This window comes from Variovorax sp. PBL-H6 (assembly GCF_901827155.1).
GTDB lineage: Bacteria > Pseudomonadota > Gammaproteobacteria > Burkholderiales > Burkholderiaceae_C > Variovorax.
In genome coordinates this window covers 4,092,370-4,108,878 of the sequence record NZ_LR594659.1, presented here as the reverse complement: position 1 = coordinate 4,108,878, position 16,509 = coordinate 4,092,370, and the positions used below count along the sequence as shown (strand labels likewise).

At 65.4% G+C, this 16,509-nt stretch carries 18 protein-coding genes and 1 tRNA gene; 15 read left to right on the top strand and 4 right to left on the bottom strand.

Annotation, left to right across the window (positions count from 1 at the left end; genetic code table 11):
- Nucleotides 1–3: 3 nt before the first annotated feature.
- Both G3W89_RS19455 and G3W89_RS19450 read right to left on the bottom strand, forming a co-directional pair.
- The gene (locus G3W89_RS19455; RefSeq protein ID WP_162575720.1) at nt 4–1,416 is read right to left on the bottom strand and encodes a polyhydroxyalkanoate depolymerase; all 1,413 of its coding nucleotides are present in this window, start codon (nt 1,414–1,416) and stop codon (nt 4–6) included.
- Nucleotides 1,417–1,527: 111 nt separating this feature from the next.
- The gene (locus G3W89_RS19450; protein WP_162575719.1) at nt 1,528–2,724 is read right to left on the bottom strand and encodes an amino acid aminotransferase; all 1,197 of its coding nucleotides are present in this window, start codon (nt 2,722–2,724) and stop codon (nt 1,528–1,530) included.
- A gap of 127 nt (nt 2,725–2,851) precedes the next feature.
- On the opposite strand from G3W89_RS19450, the gene uvrB reads away from it, so the two are divergent.
- The 14 genes from uvrB (at nt 2,852) to G3W89_RS19380 (ending at nt 13,958) form a co-directional block, all read left to right on the top strand.
- The gene (gene uvrB, locus G3W89_RS19445) at nt 2,852–4,960 is read left to right on the top strand and encodes an excinuclease ABC subunit UvrB (RefSeq protein WP_162575718.1); all 2,109 of its coding nucleotides are present in this window, start codon (nt 2,852–2,854) and stop codon (nt 4,958–4,960) included.
- A gap of 239 nt (nt 4,961–5,199) precedes the next feature.
- Nucleotides 5,200–5,736, top strand: a complete 537-nt coding sequence (gene iscR / locus G3W89_RS19440) for a Fe-S cluster assembly transcriptional regulator IscR (protein WP_068672852.1) — start codon at nt 5,200–5,202, stop codon at nt 5,734–5,736.
- 72 nt (nt 5,737–5,808) lie between these two features.
- Complete coding sequence (locus G3W89_RS19435) at nt 5,809–7,029, top strand: IscS subfamily cysteine desulfurase (protein WP_162575717.1); 1,221 nt, start codon at nt 5,809–5,811, stop codon at nt 7,027–7,029.
- A 21-nt stretch (nt 7,030–7,050) separates the two neighbouring features.
- Nucleotides 7,051–7,467: a Fe-S cluster assembly scaffold IscU gene (gene iscU, locus G3W89_RS19430; RefSeq protein ID WP_162575716.1), complete on the top strand. Its 417-nt coding sequence runs from the start codon at nt 7,051–7,053 to the stop codon at nt 7,465–7,467.
- Nucleotide 7,468: 1 nt separating this feature from the next.
- Nucleotides 7,469–7,792, top strand: a complete 324-nt coding sequence (gene iscA / locus G3W89_RS19425; protein WP_162575715.1) for an iron-sulfur cluster assembly protein IscA — start codon at nt 7,469–7,471, stop codon at nt 7,790–7,792.
- Between the two features lie 64 nt (nt 7,793–7,856).
- Nucleotides 7,857–8,375 carry a Fe-S protein assembly co-chaperone HscB gene (hscB, locus tag G3W89_RS19420; RefSeq protein WP_162575714.1) on the top strand — a complete coding sequence of 173 codons (519 nt, stop codon included), beginning with the start codon at nt 7,857–7,859 and terminating at the stop codon, nt 8,373–8,375.
- Between the two features lie 4 nt (nt 8,376–8,379).
- On the top strand, nt 8,380–10,236 hold the full coding sequence (hscA, locus tag G3W89_RS19415) for a Fe-S protein assembly chaperone HscA (RefSeq protein ID WP_162575713.1): 1,857 nt from the start codon (nt 8,380–8,382) through the stop codon (nt 10,234–10,236).
- 8 nt (nt 10,237–10,244) lie between these two features.
- Nucleotides 10,245–10,583 (top strand): ISC system 2Fe-2S type ferredoxin, encoded by a 339-nt coding sequence (gene fdx, locus G3W89_RS19410; protein ID WP_162575712.1) that lies wholly within the window; start codon nt 10,245–10,247, stop codon nt 10,581–10,583.
- Nucleotides 10,583–11,302: a DNA polymerase III subunit epsilon gene (gene dnaQ / locus G3W89_RS19405; protein ID WP_162575711.1), complete on the top strand. Its 720-nt coding sequence runs from the start codon at nt 10,583–10,585 to the stop codon at nt 11,300–11,302. Before fdx ends, dnaQ begins: the two co-directional genes overlap by 1 nt.
- A gap of 76 nt (nt 11,303–11,378) precedes the next feature.
- Nucleotides 11,379–11,453: transfer RNA gene (locus G3W89_RS19400), tRNA-Val, on the top strand.
- Between the two features lie 121 nt (nt 11,454–11,574).
- The gene (locus G3W89_RS19395) at nt 11,575–11,718 is read left to right on the top strand and encodes a stereocilin (RefSeq protein ID WP_162575710.1); all 144 of its coding nucleotides are present in this window, start codon (nt 11,575–11,577) and stop codon (nt 11,716–11,718) included.
- Nucleotides 11,719–11,741: 23 nt separating this feature from the next.
- Entirely contained in the window at nt 11,742–12,839 is a 1,098-nt protein-coding gene (locus G3W89_RS19390; protein WP_162575709.1) for an NAD(P)/FAD-dependent oxidoreductase, read from the top strand.
- A 93-nt stretch (nt 12,840–12,932) separates the two neighbouring features.
- Complete coding sequence (locus G3W89_RS19385) at nt 12,933–13,241, top strand: glycine zipper domain-containing protein (protein ID WP_162575708.1); 309 nt, start codon at nt 12,933–12,935, stop codon at nt 13,239–13,241.
- Nucleotides 13,242–13,274: 33 nt separating this feature from the next.
- A complete protein-coding gene (locus G3W89_RS19380) occupies nt 13,275–13,958 on the top strand; it encodes a phage holin family protein (RefSeq protein WP_162575707.1) in 684 nt (227 codons plus the stop codon).
- A gap of 10 nt (nt 13,959–13,968) precedes the next feature.
- On the opposite strand, the gene G3W89_RS19375 is transcribed toward G3W89_RS19380, so the two are convergent.
- Nucleotides 13,969–15,036 (bottom strand): quinone-dependent dihydroorotate dehydrogenase, encoded by a 1,068-nt coding sequence (locus G3W89_RS19375; protein WP_162575706.1) that lies wholly within the window; start codon nt 15,034–15,036, stop codon nt 13,969–13,971.
- 40 nt (nt 15,037–15,076) lie between these two features.
- Here G3W89_RS19375 and rpiA point away from each other — a divergent pair, with 40 nt between their 5' ends.
- Nucleotides 15,077–15,778 carry a ribose-5-phosphate isomerase RpiA gene (rpiA, locus tag G3W89_RS19370; RefSeq protein WP_162575705.1) on the top strand — a complete coding sequence of 234 codons (702 nt, stop codon included), beginning with the start codon at nt 15,077–15,079 and terminating at the stop codon, nt 15,776–15,778.
- 16 nt (nt 15,779–15,794) lie between these two features.
- On the opposite strand, the gene G3W89_RS19365 is transcribed toward rpiA, so the two are convergent.
- Complete coding sequence (locus tag G3W89_RS19365; RefSeq protein ID WP_162577553.1) at nt 15,795–16,442, bottom strand: glutaredoxin family protein; 648 nt, start codon at nt 16,440–16,442, stop codon at nt 15,795–15,797.
- Nucleotides 16,443–16,509 lie beyond the last annotated feature (67 nt).

The window sequence follows — 16,509 nt, the reverse complement described above, 5'->3', positions numbered from 1 at the left end:
GCGCTACCGCGCAGAGCCGCGTGCGCGACGGGCCGGCGCGGACTTCCGCGCGACGGCGGGCTTCTTCGCGGCGGCGGCGGCCCTGATCTTCTTGACAGCAGGGGCCTTGATCGTGTCTTCGGCCGATACGGTGGGCAGCCCCGCCCGCTTCTGGGGCTTGTCATGGGCGGCGATGAAGGTCTTCACTTCCGGGTAGACCTTGTCGCGCCAGCGACGCCCGCTGAAGATGCCGTAATGGCCCGCGCCCTTGACCTCGTAGTGCCGCTGGTGTTCTGGCGGGACACCCGTGCACAGATCGTGCGCGGCGCGTGTCTGGCCTGCGCCTGAGATGTCGTCCAACTCGCCCTCGACCGTGAGCACACCAGTCGAATGAATGTCCTGCGGACGAACGAGCTCGGGCGTGCCAGCGGGGCTCTTGACCGCCCAGGTGCCGTTGACGAGGTCGAAGTCCTGGAACACTGTGCGGATGGTGTCCAGGTAATAGTCTGCATCCATGTCGAGCACGGCGTTGTACTCGTCGTAGAACTTGCGATGGGCCTCGGCGCTGGCGTCATCGCCCTTGATCAGGTCCTTGAAGTAGTCGTAGTGGCTGCTTGCGTGACGGTCCGGATTCATCGCCACGAAGCCCGTGTGCTGCAAGAAGCCGGGGTATACCCGCCGGCCCACGCCCGGGAACCCCTCCGGCACGCGGTAGATCACGTTGTTTTCGAACCACTCGTAGCTCTTGTTCATCGCCAGGTTGTTGACCGCGGTGGGCGACTTGCGAGCATCGATGGGGCCGCCCATCATGGTCAGCGACAAAGGCACCTTCTCGCTGCGGCTGGCCATCAGCGATACCGCCGCCAGCACGGGCACAGTAGGCTGGCAGACGCTGATCACATGGCAGTTGCCGTACTCGGCCTGCAGGTGGCGGACGAACTCCTCGATGTAGTTGACGTAGTCGTCGAGGCGAAACTCGCCCTCGGACATCGGCACGAGGCGGGCGTTGACCCAGTCGGTGATGTAGACCTTGTGGTCCTGCAGCATGGTGCGCACCGTGTCGCGCAGCAGCGTGGCGTAGTGGCCGGACAGTGGCGCCACGATCAGGACAACGGGTTGGGCCTTGAGCGTCTGCAGGGTCTTGGGATCGTCGGTGAAGCGCTTGAAGCGGCGCAACTGGCAGAAGGGCTTGTCGATCTCGACAACTTCCTGGATGACCACGTTGTCGCCATCGACTTGCACCGTCTTGATGTCGAATTCGGGCTTTTCGTAGTCCTTGCCCAGTCGATAGAGCAGGTCGTAGCCGGCCGCCATGCGCTGCGCCAACGGGATCTGGCCGAACACGCCGCCTTGGCCGTAGAGTTTGGAAGCAGCTTGCGCGAAATCGGCGAAGGGCTCCATGAGGGAGCGCTGTGCTTCGTAAAGGTGGTAGAGCATGTAAATGTCAACTGATGTTGCAATGCAATATATCAGTTGAGTGCCCGGATGTGCTAAATGTTCCGGGCAGAATTGCCCAAAACGGGGCGCATGTGGCGCCCACGAGGAATGTCACAGCACCTTCGCGATGCTCTGGCAGACGTAGTCGATGTTCTTGCTGTTGAGCGCGGCGACGCACATGCGGCCGGTATCGGTGCCGTATACGCCGAACTCCTGGCGCAGGCGCACCATCTGGTCTTTGCTCAGGCCGGAATAGCTGAACATGCCGATCTGGTCGGTGATGAAGTGCATGTCTTGCTTCACGCCGGCAGCAGCCAGGCCATCGACCAGCTTGTGGCGCATCAGCTTGATGCGGTCGCGCATCTCCCCGAGCTCCTTCTCCCAAAGGGTGCGCAGCTCTGGCGTGCCCAGCACGGTTGCAACCACGGCGCCGCCGTGCGTGGGCGGGTTGCTGTAGTTGGTGCGAATCGCAATCTTGAGCTGGCTCAGCACGCGGCTCGCTTCTTCCTTGCTCTCGCAGAGGACGGATAGGGCACCCACGCGCTCACCGTAGAGGCTGAAGCTCTTGGAGAACGAAGTAGAGACGAAAAAGTTCAGGCCGGCGCCGACGAACTTGCCGATCGCGGCCCCGTCTTCCTGGATGCCATAGCCGAAGCCCTGGTAGGCCATGTCCAGGAAGGCGACCAGCTGCTTTTCCTTGACCGCGGTAACCACCTGGTCCCACTGGTCGGCGCGGATGTCGTAACCCGTCGGGTTATGGCAGCAGGCGTGCAGCACGACGATGGTTCCGGCCGGGGCGGCGTTCAGCGCGCTCAGCATGCCGTCGAAGTCGATGCCACGCTTGGCGGCGTCGTAGTACGGGTACTCCTCGACAATGAAGCCAGCGCTGGTGAAGAGGGCGCGGTGGTTCTCCCAGCTCGGGTTGCTGATCAGCACCTTGGACTCGGGGTTGAGCTTTCTGAGAAAGTCGGCGCCGACCTTCAGGCCGCCGGTGCCGCCGATGCCCTGGATCGTGGCCACTCTGCCGGACTTGACGGGTTCGCTGCCGGCGCCGAAGACCAAACCCTTCACCGCTTCGTCGTAGGCGGCAATGCCGTCGATGGGCAGGTAGCCGCGCGCCTTGGGTGCCTTGATCATGTCCTCCTCGACCGCCTGCACGCAGCGAAGCAGGGGGAGTTTGCCGTTGTCGTCGTAATAGACGCCAACACCGAGGTTGACCTTGTTGGGATTGCTGTCGGCGGCGAACTGCTCGTTGAGACCGAGGATCGGGTCGCGCGGCGCCATCTCGACGGCGGTGAACATTGACATGGAAGAAGTCCTTTGGTGATGCGATTCGCGCCCGGCTGCATCCGGGTTTGCGCCATGGCTCGCGGGTCGGGTAGCCTCACGAGTTCGCTTGAATTTTACCGGCCGAGCCGCACCTCCCCTGGACGCCATGCCTGAAATCACCGAAGTCATTCCGGATCGCCCCGCGGCCGAGCCCGTCGGCCCCGTCAAGCCCGGCGAATTCATCCACTTCCCGGATTCGCCCTTCGAGCTCTACCAGCCCTATCCGCCCGCCGGGGACCAGCCCGGCGCGATCGAAGGCCTGGTCGAGGGCGTTCGCGACGGCGAGGTTTACCAGACCCTGCTGGGTGTCACCGGCTCGGGCAAGACCTTCACCATGGCCAACGTGATCGCCCGGCTAGGCCGCCCGGCCATCGTGTTCGCGCCCAACAAGACGCTGGCTGCGCAGCTCTACAGCGAGTTTCGCGAGTTCTTCCCGAAGAATGCGGTCGAGTACTTCGTGAGCTACTACGACTACTACCAGCCCGAGGCCTACGTGCCTCAACGCGACCTGTTCATCGAGAAGGACAGTTCGATCAATGAGCACATCGAGCAGATGCGCCTGTCGGCGACCAAGAGCGTGCTGGAGCGCCGGGACACGGTGATCGTCGCGACGGTGAGCGCGATCTACGGCATCGGCACGCCCGAGGACTACACCCAGATGCGCTTCATCATGCGCACGGGCGACAAGATCGGCCAGCGCGACGTGATCTCGCGACTGATCCGCATGCAGTACACACGCAATGAGCAAGACTTTGCGCGCGGCACTTTCCGGGTGCGGGGGGACACGATCGACGTGTTTCCGGCCGAGCACAGCGAATTGGCTATCCGCATCGAGCTTTTCGACGACGAGATCGAGACGTTGCAGCTTTTCGATCCGCTGACTGGGCGCATCCGGCAGAAGATCCCGCGCTTCACCGTCTATCCGTCGAGCCACTATGTGACGCCGCGGGACAAGGTGCTGACTGCCGTCGAAACCATCAAGATCGAGCTTGACCAGCGGCTCAAGGAGCTGGTGGCCGCGGGCAAGCTGGTCGAGGCCCAGCGACTCGAGCAGCGGACCCGGTTCGACCTCGAGATGCTGGCCGAGATCGGCCACTGCAAGGGTATTGAGAACTACACCCGCCATCTCTCCGGAGCGGCACCGGGCGAGCCGCCAGCCACGCTGACCGACTACCTGCCGAAGGACGCGATCATGTTCCTCGACGAGAGCCACCAGATGATCGGTCAGCTGGGCGGCATGTACAACGGCGATCGGGCCCGCAAGACCACGCTGGTCGAGTACGGCTTTCGTCTGCCCTCGGCACTGGACAATCGGCCGCTCAAGTTCGACGAGTTCGAGACCCGCATGCGCCAGTGCATCTTTGTGTCCGCGACGCCGGCGCAGTACGAGATGGACCATGCCGGCAATGTTGTCGAGCAACTGGTGCGGCCGACCGGCCTGATCGACCCGGAAGTCGAGGTCCGTCCCGCCACCCACCAGGTGGACGACGTGCTGCAGGAGATCAGGCTGCGCGTCGAGAAAAACGAGCGCGTGTTGATCACGACCCTGACCAAACGAATGGCCGAGCAGCTGACCGACTACCTGGGCGACAACGGCGTCAAGGTGCGTTACCTGCACAGCGACATCGATACGGTCGAGCGCGTCGAGATCCTGCGCGATCTGCGGCTCGGTACCTTCGACGTGCTCGTCGGCATCAATCTCCTGCGGGAAGGCCTGGACATTCCCGAGGTTTCGCTGGTCGCAATCCTCGATGCTGACAAGGAGGGCTTTCTACGCGCAGAGCGCTCGCTGATCCAGACCATCGGCCGCGCGGCACGCAACCTGAACGGCAAGGCCATCCTCTACGCCGACCGCATGACCGAGTCGATGAAAAAGGCAATCGGCGAGACCGAGCGGCGCCGTGCGCGGCAGATCGCCTACAACCAGGCGCACGGCATCACGCCGCGCAGCATCGTCAAGCAGGTGCGCGACCTGATCGACGGGGTGTACAGCGAGAAAGCGGGCAAGGAGGCCGCCAAGCTCGACCTTGAGCGCGCCAAGGTCGAGGACATGTCGGAAAAGGACATGGCCCGCGAGATCAAGCGGCTGGAAAAGCTGATGCTCGAACATGCGCGCAATCTCGAGTTCGAGAAGGCGGCGAGGGTACGCGATCAGCTGGCGCAGCTGAGGGAGCAGGCATTCGGTGCCCCCGGCAAGGACAACGTTGCTCCTTGAGCGCTGGACAGCGCACCGCCAGTGGGCCTCACGGACTGCAATCGGGTTTACCCGAGCAGACCTGAGGGCCTTCTGTTATACTTGACAGAAATAGTCAGGCAAAAAGAACTTCGCGATGAAGGACCGGCTCCTACCGATGGATCACCAGCGGACATGGGCCGGAAAGGGCGGAGACGGCGTCACCAAAGCCCACAACGCCAAGGTGTCTTTTCAACGGTAAGCACTCGAAGGAGCTTGCGATGCGTCTCACAACCAAAGGCCGTTTTGCGGTCACAGCCATGATCGATCTGGCGTTGCGCCAGAATACCGGCCCGGTCACCCTGGCCGCAATCAGCCAGCGTCAGCAGATCTCCCTGTCGTACCTCGAGCAGCTCTTCGGCAAGCTTCGGCGGCACGAGCTGGTCGAGTCGACTCGTGGCCCCGGGGGTGGTTATTCGCTGGGTCGCAAGGCATCGGAAATCACGGTGGCCGACATCATTGTTTCCGTCGATGAGCCCATCGACGCGACGCAATGCGGCGGCAAGGAAAACTGCCTGGGCGAGGCTGGCCGTTGCATGACCCACGAGCTCTGGGCTTCGTTGAACCAGCGGATGGTCGAGTTCCTGGATTCCGTCACCTTGCAAAAGCTGGTCGACGACCAGATCGCAAAGGGCGTGCAGATCGAGAACAAGCCGGCCGTCAAGCGGGCGATCTCGAGCCAGCCGGTGGTGAAGCCGATCCGGGTCAACGCGCCCAATTCGGTGTTCGCCCTCGGCAACGCCTTCGCCAAGTCCTGATTCGGCGGCGCCGCACGGCGCCGCGTCCAAGATTCCCAGAGAACGTCAACCCCACGCCAGCCCGAGCCAGCCATGGATGTCACTCCCCATTTCCCGATCTATCTCGACTACGGCGCCACAACGCCGGTCGATCCGCGCGTTGTCGACGCGATGATTCCGTGGCTGCGCGAGCACTTCGGCAATCCGGCGTCACGCAGCCACGCCTGGGGCTGGGAAGCGGAGGAGGCGGTGGAGAAAGCGCGCACCGAGGTGGCCGACCTGATCGGCGCCGATCCGCGCGAGATCGTCTGGACCTCAGGCGCCACCGAGTCGAACAACCTGGCGCTCAAGGGCGCAGCCCATTTCTACAAAGGCAAGGGCAAGCACCTGATCACGGTCAAGACCGAGCACAAGGCGGTGCTCGACACCATGCGCGAGCTCGAGCGCCAGGGCTTCGAGGTGACCTACATGGACGTGCAGGAAAACGGCTTGCTCGATCTGGACGCCTTCAAGGCCGCGATCCGTCCCGACACCATCCTGGCGAGCGTGATGTTCGTGAACAACGAGATCGGCGTCATCCAGGACGTTGTGGCATTGGGAACGATCTGCCGGGAAAAGGGCGTGATCTTCCACGTCGACGCGGCGCAGGCCACCGGCAAGGTCGAGATCGATGTCAAGGCGCTGCCGATCGATCTCATGAGCCTGGCTTCGCACAAGACCTACGGCCCCAAGGGCATTGGTGCCCTGTACGTGCGCCGAAAGCCGCGCATTCGGCTGGAAGCGCAGATGCACGGTGGTGGCCACGAGCGCGGCATGCGCTCCGGCACCTTGCCGACACACCAGATCGTCGGCATGGGCGAGGCGTTCCGCATTGCCAAGCTCGAGATGGAGCAGGACATCGCCAAGGCGCGCGCGCTGCAGCAGCGCCTGCTCGACGGCCTCAAGGACGTCGAGCAAGTCTTCATCAACGGCGACCTCGAGCACCGCGTCCCGCACAACCTCAACATGAGCTTCAACTATGTCGAGGGCGAGTCGCTGATCATGGGCATCAAGGGCCTTGCGGTGTCCAGCGGCTCGGCCTGCACCTCGGCCAGCCTGGAGCCCAGCTATGTGCTGCGCGCGCTTGGTCGCAGCGATGAGCTCGCGCACAGCAGCCTGCGCATGACCATTGGCCGCTTCACCACCGAGGAAGAGATCGATTACGCGGTCTCGACCATCAAGCACAACGTCGCCAAGCTCCGCGAACTGAGCCCGCTGTGGGAGATGTTCAAGGACGGCATCGACATCAGCGCGATCCAGTGGTCGGCGCATTGAACAAAGACTGAGAGGTACCCCATGGCATATTCATCCAAGGTCATTGACCACTATGAGAACCCCCGCAACGTCGGCTCCTTCGAAAAGGGCGATGATTCCGTGGGCACGGGCATGGTCGGCGCACCGGCGTGCGGCGATGTCATGAAGCTGCAGATCAAGGTCAACCCCGAGACGGGCGTCATCGAAGACGCGCGCTTCAAGACCTACGGTTGCGGCTCGGCGATCGCTTCTTCCTCGCTGGTGACCGAGTGGGTCAAGGGCAAGACGCTCGACGAGGCGGCCGCGCTCAAGAACGCGCAAATCGCCGAGGAACTGGCGCTGCCTCCGGTCAAGATCCATTGCTCGATCCTGGCGGAAGACGCTATCAAGGCCGCGGTCACCGACTACAAGGCCAAGCGCGGCGCAGCCGTCGGTACGACGACGGAAGCCGCAAACTGACATGGCTGTGACCCTGACCGAAGCTGCCGCGCGCCACGTCACCCGCTACCTCGGCAAGCGAGGCAAGGGCGTGGGCGTGCGGCTGGGCGTCAAGACCACGGGCTGCTCGGGCCTGGCCTACAAGCTCGAGTACGTGGACGAGATGGCGCCCGAGGACGTGGTCTTCGAGGACCACGGCGTGAAAGTGCTGGTCGACCCCAAGAGCCTTGCCTACATCGACGGCACGCAGCTCGACTTCGTGCGCGAGGGGCTGAACGAGGGTTTCAAGTTCATCAACCCGAACGAGCGCGACCGCTGCGGCTGCGGCGAAAGCTTCCGGATCTGACTTTCCACCGGCTTCCCGTCCAAGCCGCCACCACCCGGTCATGGGCTGGCGGCTTTTTGACGCCATGAACCTGAACGACACCGATTTCGAACTTTTCGCCGTGCCGGCGAGCTTTGCGCAGGACCGCACCACGCTCGACGCGCGCTGGAAAGAGCTGCAGCGCGAGGCGCATCCCGACCGCTTCGCAGCCCAGGGTGCTGCGGCGCAGCGTGTAGCCATGCAGTGGTCGGTGCGCGTCAATGAGGCCTACCAGCGGCTCAAGGACCCGATCAAGCGGGCGAGCTACCTGTGCGCGCTGAACGGCCACCCCATCGATGCCGAGAAGAACACAGCGATGCCACCCGAGTTCCTGGTGCAGCAGATGGAATGGCGCGAGGAGCTCGACGACGCCCGGGACGCCGCTGCTTTCGACAAGCTCCGCGCGGAGGTGGATGCCGCACGCGCCCATGCCCTCTCCTCGCTGGACTGGTTGATCGACGAAAAGCGCGACCATGCTGAGGCCGCGAAGCAGGTGAGAGCCCTCATGTTCATCGAGCGCTTTGCCGAGGACATCGAGGCCAAGTCCGAACCGTTGGGACAATAGCGTCATGGCATTGCTGCAGATTTCAGAACCCGGCTACGCGCCCGATCCGCACCGGCGGCGCATTGCAGTCGGTATCGACCTCGGGACCACTCACTCGCTGGTGGCGGCCGTTCGCAACGGCGTCGCCGAGTGCCTGCCCGATGCCGAGGGACGCGTCCTTCTCCCCTCGGCCGTGCGTTACCTCGACAAGGACCGCCGCCAGATCGGCTTCGAGGCGCTGGCCGCGCGCGCGGCCGATCCATCCAATGTCATCACCTCCGTGAAGCGCCTGATGGGCCGCGGTGTGCAGGATGTCGCCAACCGCGAGGCCATGGCCTACCGGCTGGGCGGCGATGTGGGCATGGCCCAGGTGCAGACGGCAGCCGGTTCCAAGTCGCCGGTCGAGGTGAGCGCCGAGATCCTCGCAACCCTGCGCTACCGCGCCGAGGACACCTTCGACGACGAGCTCTACGGTGCCGTGATCACGGTTCCGGCCTACTTTGATGAAGGCCAGCGCCAAGCCACCAAGGACGCGGCCCAGCTCGCCGGCATCAATCTGCTGCGCCTGATCAGCGAGCCGACGGCGGCTGCGATTGCCTACGGCCTCGACAACGCGAGCGAGGGTGTCTATGCGGTTTACGACCTCGGCGGGGGCACCTTCGACATTTCCATCCTGCGGCTGACGCAAGGCGTATTCGAGGTCATTGCCACCGGGGGCGATTCGGCGCTGGGGGGGGACGACTACGACCATGCGCTGGCGGCGCTGGCGCTCGCGCAGACCGGCTTCGAGGTCCGGAGCGATGCGGACAAGGCTGCACTGCTCGTTGCCTCGCGTGCAACGAAGGAAGCCCTCTCCGCCTCGGACGCAACCCTCTTCTCGGCCGTGCTGACTGGCGGCAAGCTGGAGCGGGAGGTCTCGCGTGCGCAGTTCGAAGCCGCGACCGCCGGCCTCACCGCCCGCACCATCGCCGCGGTGCGCAAGGCACTGCGCGACGCCCGACTGCGGCCGGCCGACCTGCAAGGCATCGTGCTGGTCGGCGGCGCCACCCGCATGCCTCAGATCCGGCACGCCGTGGCCGAGTTCTTCGGACGCGAGCCGCTGACCAACCTGAACCCTGACGAGGTCGTCGCGCTCGGCGCCGCGATCCAGGCGAACCAGCTGGCCGGCAATGGCGGCACCGACGATCTGCTCTTGCTGGACGTGATCCCGCTGTCGCTCGGTATCGAGACCATGGGCGGACTGGTCGAGCGCATCGTGCCGCGCAACCAGACCATTCCGACCGCGATGGCGCAGGACTTCACGACCTACCAGGATGGGCAGACTGCGCTGGCGTTGCATGTGGTTCAGGGCGAGCGCGATCTTGTCGCCGATTGCCGGAGTCTCGCGCGCTTCGAGCTGCGCGGCATCCCTCCGATGACCGCGGGGGCCGCGCGCATTCGGGTTACCTTTACCGTCGATGCCGACGGCCTGCTCAGCGTCAGCGCGAAGGAGCAGGGCAGCGGCGTGGAGGCGAGCGTGACGGTCAAGCCTTCCTATGGCCTGTCCGACGATCAGATCGCAAACATGCTCCAAGACAGCTTCTCCACCGCGCAGCAGGACATGCAGGCGCGCGCGCTGGTCGAGGCACGCGTGGACGCCGACCGCATGCTTCTGGCCACGCAGAGCGCGCTCGATGCCGACAGCGACCTGCTCGATGGCCAAAGCCGCGAAGCTATCGAAGCGCTGATGAGCGCTTTGCGGGCCGCACGCTCTGCCGATGACGCGGCCGCCATCGAAGCCGCGACCCAGGCCCTGGCCGACGGCACCGAAGCCTTCGCTGCGCAGCGCATGAATGCGGGCATTGCTCGCGCGCTCGCGGGCCGGCAGATCGAATCCCTCTAGAAGCCTCAATGCCAACGATCAAGATACTTCCCCATGCCGAGTACTGTCCCGAGGGCGCCGAGATCAGCGCTCCTGCCGGCACCTCGATCTGCGAGGCGTTGCTCGAGAATCACATCAACATCGAGCATGCCTGCGAGATGAGCTGCGCTTGCACGACCTGCCACGTGATCGTGCGCAAGGGCTTCGAATCGCTCAACGAATCGGAGGAGGGCGAGGACGACCTGCTCGATCGCGCCTGGGGCCTGGAGCCGCAATCGCGGCTCAGCTGCCAGGCGATACTCGCCCAGGCCGACCTCACGGTCGAGATCCCCAAGTACTCGATCAATCACGCCAAAGAAAACCACTGATGACGCGCCAAATCGTTCTCGACACCGAAACCACGGGCCTTTCGGCCGAGAACGGCGACCGCATCATCGAACTGGGGTGCGTGGAGCTGTTCAATCGCAAGCTCACCGGCAACGACCTGCACATCTACTTCAATCCGCAGCGCGAGAGCCACGATGACGCGCTGAAGGTGCACGGGCTGACGACGGACTTTCTGCGCGACAAGCCCAAGTTCGCAACGCTGGCGAACGACGTGGTCGAGTACCTGCGCGATGCCGAGCTGATCATCCACAACGCGGCCTTCGACGTCGGCTTTCTCAACAAGGAGTTCGAACTCGCCGGACTGCCCCCGTTGCGCAGCTTCGTCGGCGATGTCACCGACACACTGGCGTTGGCCAAAGCGGTCTACCCCGGCAAGCGCAATTCGCTCGATGCGCTGTGCGACCGTTTCGGTGTCGACCGCTCGAACCGGACCTTCCATGGCGCCAAGCTGGATGCGCAACTGCTGGCCGACGTCTACATCAATCTGACGCGCGGCCAGGACGCGTTGCTCATCGACGTTGCCGTCAACGAGCCGGTGCAGGGGGCGATCGTCGCGGTCGACCTGCGCAGCTTCATTCTGCCGGTGCTTACAGCTGCCGATCACGAACTCGCGGCGCACGAAGAGCTGCTGCTGCAGCTCGACAAGGCCAGCAATGGCCGGACGATCTTTCGGCAATCGGCCGAAATTGCTGTGGCATAATCGCAGGCTTCGCGCCAAGCGGCGCTGAAAAAATCCACCCGGTGTGACGCGCAAATCGCCGTCGTCCTGTCGGGAGGGGCGGTTAGCTCAGGGGTAGAGCACAGCATTCACACTGCTGGGGTCGGAGGTTCGAAACCTCCACCGCCCACCAACTTCCTTTCTCCTTCTTCCTTTCTGCTGGCTTGTCGGCCGGTCCCGACGCACACTGCGGTTTCGCGCCGCTTGACTCGCGCTCGAGTCCTTGTAAATACGGCGATGAAAGGAGAAAGCCCATGGCAACCAGCCCCGATCTTCCTCAGCCCATCACCTCGGACCCACCCGATGTGCCGGACCTGCCGGTCGAGCCCGATGAAGGCCCCGCCAAGCAGCCTGAACCATCCGATCCTGAGAAGCCGTTCTCGATCCAGCCCAAGTGAGTGCGGGCCGCTAAGCTCGCGGCATGGACGAAATCGATTGCGCCGTCATTGGTGCCGGCGTTGTGGGCTTGGCGGTTGCGCGTGCACTCGCCCTTGCAGGCCGTGAGGTGATCGTGCTGGAAGCCGAGGGTGCGATCGGCACCGGCACGAGTTCACGCAACAGCGAGGTGATTCACGCCGGTATCTACTACCCCGAGGGCTCGCTCAAGGCACGCCTGTGCGTAGAGGGCAAGCAGATGCTCTACGAGTACCTGGCACAGCGCGGGCTGCCGCATCGCCGTTGCGGCAAGCTCATCGTCGCCACGACACCGGCGCAGGTTCCGGAGCTGAGCGGGATTGCCGTCAAGGCTGCCGCCAATGGCGTTCACGACCTGATCATGCTGACGCGCGAGCAGGCGCGTGCGATGGAGCCGCAACTGGCGTGCGTTGCCGCGCTGCATTCGCCGAGCACGGGCATCGTCGACAGCCATGCGTTGATGCTGAGTTTGCAGGGCGATCTGGAGAGTGCCGGCGGCATGTTGGCGCTAAAGTCGCCAGTGGCTCGCGCTCAATGCGGCAGCGGAGCCATTGTCCTCGTCGCAGAGGACGGAACCATGCTGCGCTGTCGCAGTGTCGTCAATGCTGCCGGCCTGGTCGCACCGGCGCTCGCGCGGCGCTTCGAGGGGCTCCCCGCGAGCGCCGTCCCGCCGTCCTATTTCGCCAAGGGCAACTACTTCACGCTGGCCGGCCGAGCGCCCTTCAGCCGCCTGATCTACCCCGTGCCAGAAGCTGCCGGGCTGGGCGTGCATCTGACCCTCGACCTCGGAGGCCAGGCCAAGTTCGGCCCCGACGTCGAGTGGGTCGACTCCCCTGGCGATCTGGTGGTCGATCCGCGGCGCGGCGAAGGCTTCTATGCCGAGGTGCGCAAGTACTGGCCAGCCCTGGAAGATGGGGCGCTCATTCCGGGCTATGCCGGCATTCGGCCCAAGATATCCGGCCCGGGGGAGCCGCCCCGCGATTTCCTGATCGAGGGCCCCGCTGCGCACGGCGTCCCAGGCCTGGTCAATCTCTTCGGCATCGAGTCGCCGGGGCTCACCAGCAGTCTCGCGATCGGAAGCCATGTGGCGGCTTTGCTGCCCTAGGCGCACGCGGGCATGTACCATGGGACGCCACGCCACCGTCCGGCGTGAAGTCGCCGGCGCGGTGCCGGCGGGAATCACAGAGGGAAGATTTCAATGACTGCATCCTCCAACCTCGAAGCGGCGGCGAATGCCGTGGCGGAAGACATCGCCAGCGACGTCCGCGGCGTGCTTTCCAGCAAGGAACTCGACGCCCTGCCGCACATCAAGGCCTTGCGCCAGCGCATCGACAGCAAGCTGGCCATTGCGCGTGAACTCGCCGCCGAGAAGAGCAAGCTTGCGGCCAAGAAGGCGCGCGAGGCGGCCACCACGGCCAATGCCTACGCCCACGACGAACCTTGGCAGATCGCCGGCGCGGCACTGGCGGTGGGCGTGCTGGTGGGGCTGCTGCTTGGCCGCCGCTGAGCGCGAGCGGTCCGCGCGCCGGGGGCGGCACGAATGAGACTGCTGTCCTTGCTTGGGCTGGATAGGCGTTTGCGCCGGCTGCGCATCGCCGCCGGCGAGGGCGCCCTGGCCGCCGAGGACCGTGCAAAGCTGCTGAAGCTGGCGTGGGATGAGGAACGAGAGCGATTGCGGCAGGTGTTGGGCCTCATGGTTGCCGTGATCGGGTTGACGACCGTGACAGTGGCGCTGCTGTCGGTCGCGGTCGTCGTGCACTTCTGGGACACGCCGAACCGCGTCCCCGCAGCTTGGGCCGTGGCGGGGGTGTGGACCGCTCTGTGGCTGGTAGCCGTCGTCGCGCTGATGAACACGCTGCGGCGGGCATCGATTGCCTTCGAGCCGGCACGCCGCGAATTCGAGCGCGACTGGGAATGGGTGCAGGCGCATTTCCACTTGGGCGATGAGGACGAGGAGCGTGCGCGTGAGCGGCCTCTCACCCGCGAGGAACTGCTTGCACGGATCGCGCGCCAGCGGGAGCGGATTGCGACGCTCGAGGCCCCAGCGCCGGAGCCCGCAGAGCCAGCACCCGACGAGTCTGCCAGCGCTGCCGCGCTGCGGATTGCACGCGAGCACCCGGTTGCGACTGGCGCCGCGGCGGCTGCAGCTGCCGTGGTGATCGGCCCGCGCCGCCTGTTGCGCTGGGCGGCGGTGATCGGTCCCGTGCTGTGGCGAATGCGCTGAGCGCCGTCGCTCAGCGGCCACGCCGGCGCAGTGCCTGGGCAGCCTGGCGCACCAACGCAGGCCCCTTGTAGATCAGGCCCGTGTAGATCTGCACGAGGTCGGCGCCAGCGGCGATCTTGGCCTCGGCATCGGCCCCGCTGAGCACCCCGCCGACCCCGATGATCGGGAAATCGGCGCCCAGGGCCGATCGCAGTTGCCCGATCACCCGGTTGCTGGCCTCTCGCACCGGCGCTCCAGAAAGGCCACCGGCCTCGTCCGCATGCGGCAGGCCGGCGACGGCTTCGCGTGCCAGCGTGGTGTTGGTGGCGATCACGCCATCCATGCCGTGCCGGCGCAGCGTGGCAGCAATCACCTGGACCTGCGCTTCTTGAAGATCCGGCGCGATTTTCACGAACAACGGTACCCGCTTGCCGTGGCGCTGCGCCAGCGCCTCGCGCTTGTCGGCGACGGCGCCAAGCAGCGCATCGAGCGCCTGGTCGCTCTGCAGCGAGCGCAGATTGGCCGTGTTGGGGCTCGAGATGTTGATCGTCACGTAGTCGGCATGCGGGTACACGCCGTCCAGGCAGACCAGGTAGTCGTCGACGGCGCGTTCGATGGGCGTCGCAGCGTTCTTGCCGATGTTGAGGCCCAGCAGCATCGGCGCCTTGCCGGCATCGCGCCGGAAACGTGCGCGCTGCACATTGGCCACGAAGGCGTCCAGGCCTTCGTTGTTGAATCCCAGCCTGTTGATGAGGGCGTCGCGTTGCGGCAGCCTGAACATGCGCGGCTTGGGATTGCCGGGCTGCGCTTTCGGCGTCACGGTGCCGACCTCGACGAAGCCGAAGCCCATGGCAGCGAAGGCGTCGATGCAGCGGGCGTTCTTGTCCAGTCCTGCGGCCAGGCCGATCCGGTTTGGAAAACGCAGCCCCGCCAGCGTCAGGCGGTCGTCCACCCGCGGAGCGGCGTAGGCACAGGCGAGCGGTGTATTCTGGGTGCGCGCCAGCGCATCGAGTGTCAGCTCGTGGGCGTGCTCAGGGTCGAAACCGAAGAGGAAAGGTCGGGCGAGCGTGTAAAGCGAGGAGGGCAGCAGCAGGGACATCGGATAATTGCGGGCTTCGTCAGCCCAAGGATTGTCCCCGATGAATTCCCCCGCTTCCGCTCCGGCGCCGTCCCAGGATGAGCAGAAGGCGCAGGTCGGCCGCGCCGCACTCGCCCATGTAGGGCGAGGAGACATCGTCGGCGTCGGGACCGGGTCGACGGTGAACAAGTTCATCGACGCGCTGGCCACCATCAAGGACGACATCCGCGGTGCGGTGTCCAGCTCGGTGGCATCGACCGAGCGCCTGCGGGCGCTGGGCATCCCGGTATTCGACAGCAACGAGGTCGAGGAGCTCGCCGTCTACATCGACGGCGCCGACGAGATCGATGGGCGCGGCTACATGATCAAGGGCGGCGGCGCGGCGCTGACGCGCGAGAAGATCGTTGCGGCACAGTCCCGGCGCTTCATCTGCATCGCCGACGCCTCCAAACGCGTGAACACCCTTGGCGCCTTCCCGCTGCCCGTGGAGGTGATCCCGATGGCGGCACGGCGCGTGATCCGCCAGTTCGCACGCCTTGGCGGGGTGGCCCAGGTGCGCGAGAAGGACGGCGTGGCCCTGGTCACCGACAACGGCCAGCACATCATCGACGTGACGGGGCTGCGGATCACCGATCCACTGGGCTTCGAGTCGGAAGTGAATCAATGGCCCGGCGTCGTGACCGTCGGCGTTTTCGCGCACCAGCGCGCCAACATCTGCCTCCTGGGCACGGCGTCCGGCGTGCAGACGCTGCGCTTCGACTGAGCCCGGCGGCTGGAAATCAGAACTTGATGCCCGCCGGGTTGCTCGGCGTCGGGGCGCTTGCGGCGGCCGGCGCAGGCGCCGGTGCCGGCGCCGGCGCCGGCGCCGGGCTGGGTACGGCGGCGGCGGCAGGTGCAGCGGGCGCCGCCTGCAGGGCCACCAGCGGCTGTGCGGGCGGATTGCGGTAGCCCGCCGGCAGCTGGGCGCTCTTTGGATAGCCGGCCGCGTCGAGAAATTGCGACCACTGGGCATCCGAGAAGCCCTTGAGCTGCTGCGAGCCGATGGTGAGGAGCGGCAGCGAAACCTGGCCGCTGAGGCGCTGCAGCGCTTCGATGTCCTCGTTCGTCCTGACGGTGCGTTCCTCGAAAGGAATGCCGCGCGTCACCAGCAGCGAGCGTCCTGCGCCGCAGGGGTTGCATTCCTCGCTGGTGTAGATCGTGACGGGGTAGCGCTGCGCCACCTGCCGCAGCTCGTAGGGGAGAGCCGGCCCGGCACCGCCGGCGCTGGCGCCGCGCGGCGCGGCGGGCTGGGCATCGGCCGCCGGCGGCTGATCGGAGAAGGTGACCTTGCCGTTCTTGTCGACATGGCGATAGACCGGCTGCGCCAGCGCAGTGCCAGCGGCGAGCAGCAACAAGAGCGCGGAGCTCGCGAGACGTGGGTGAAGCATCATGGGTGGCTTTGGCTTTCGTGATCCAACGTCGCGGAGTATCTCAGGGCGGGTGGGCAGACCGCCA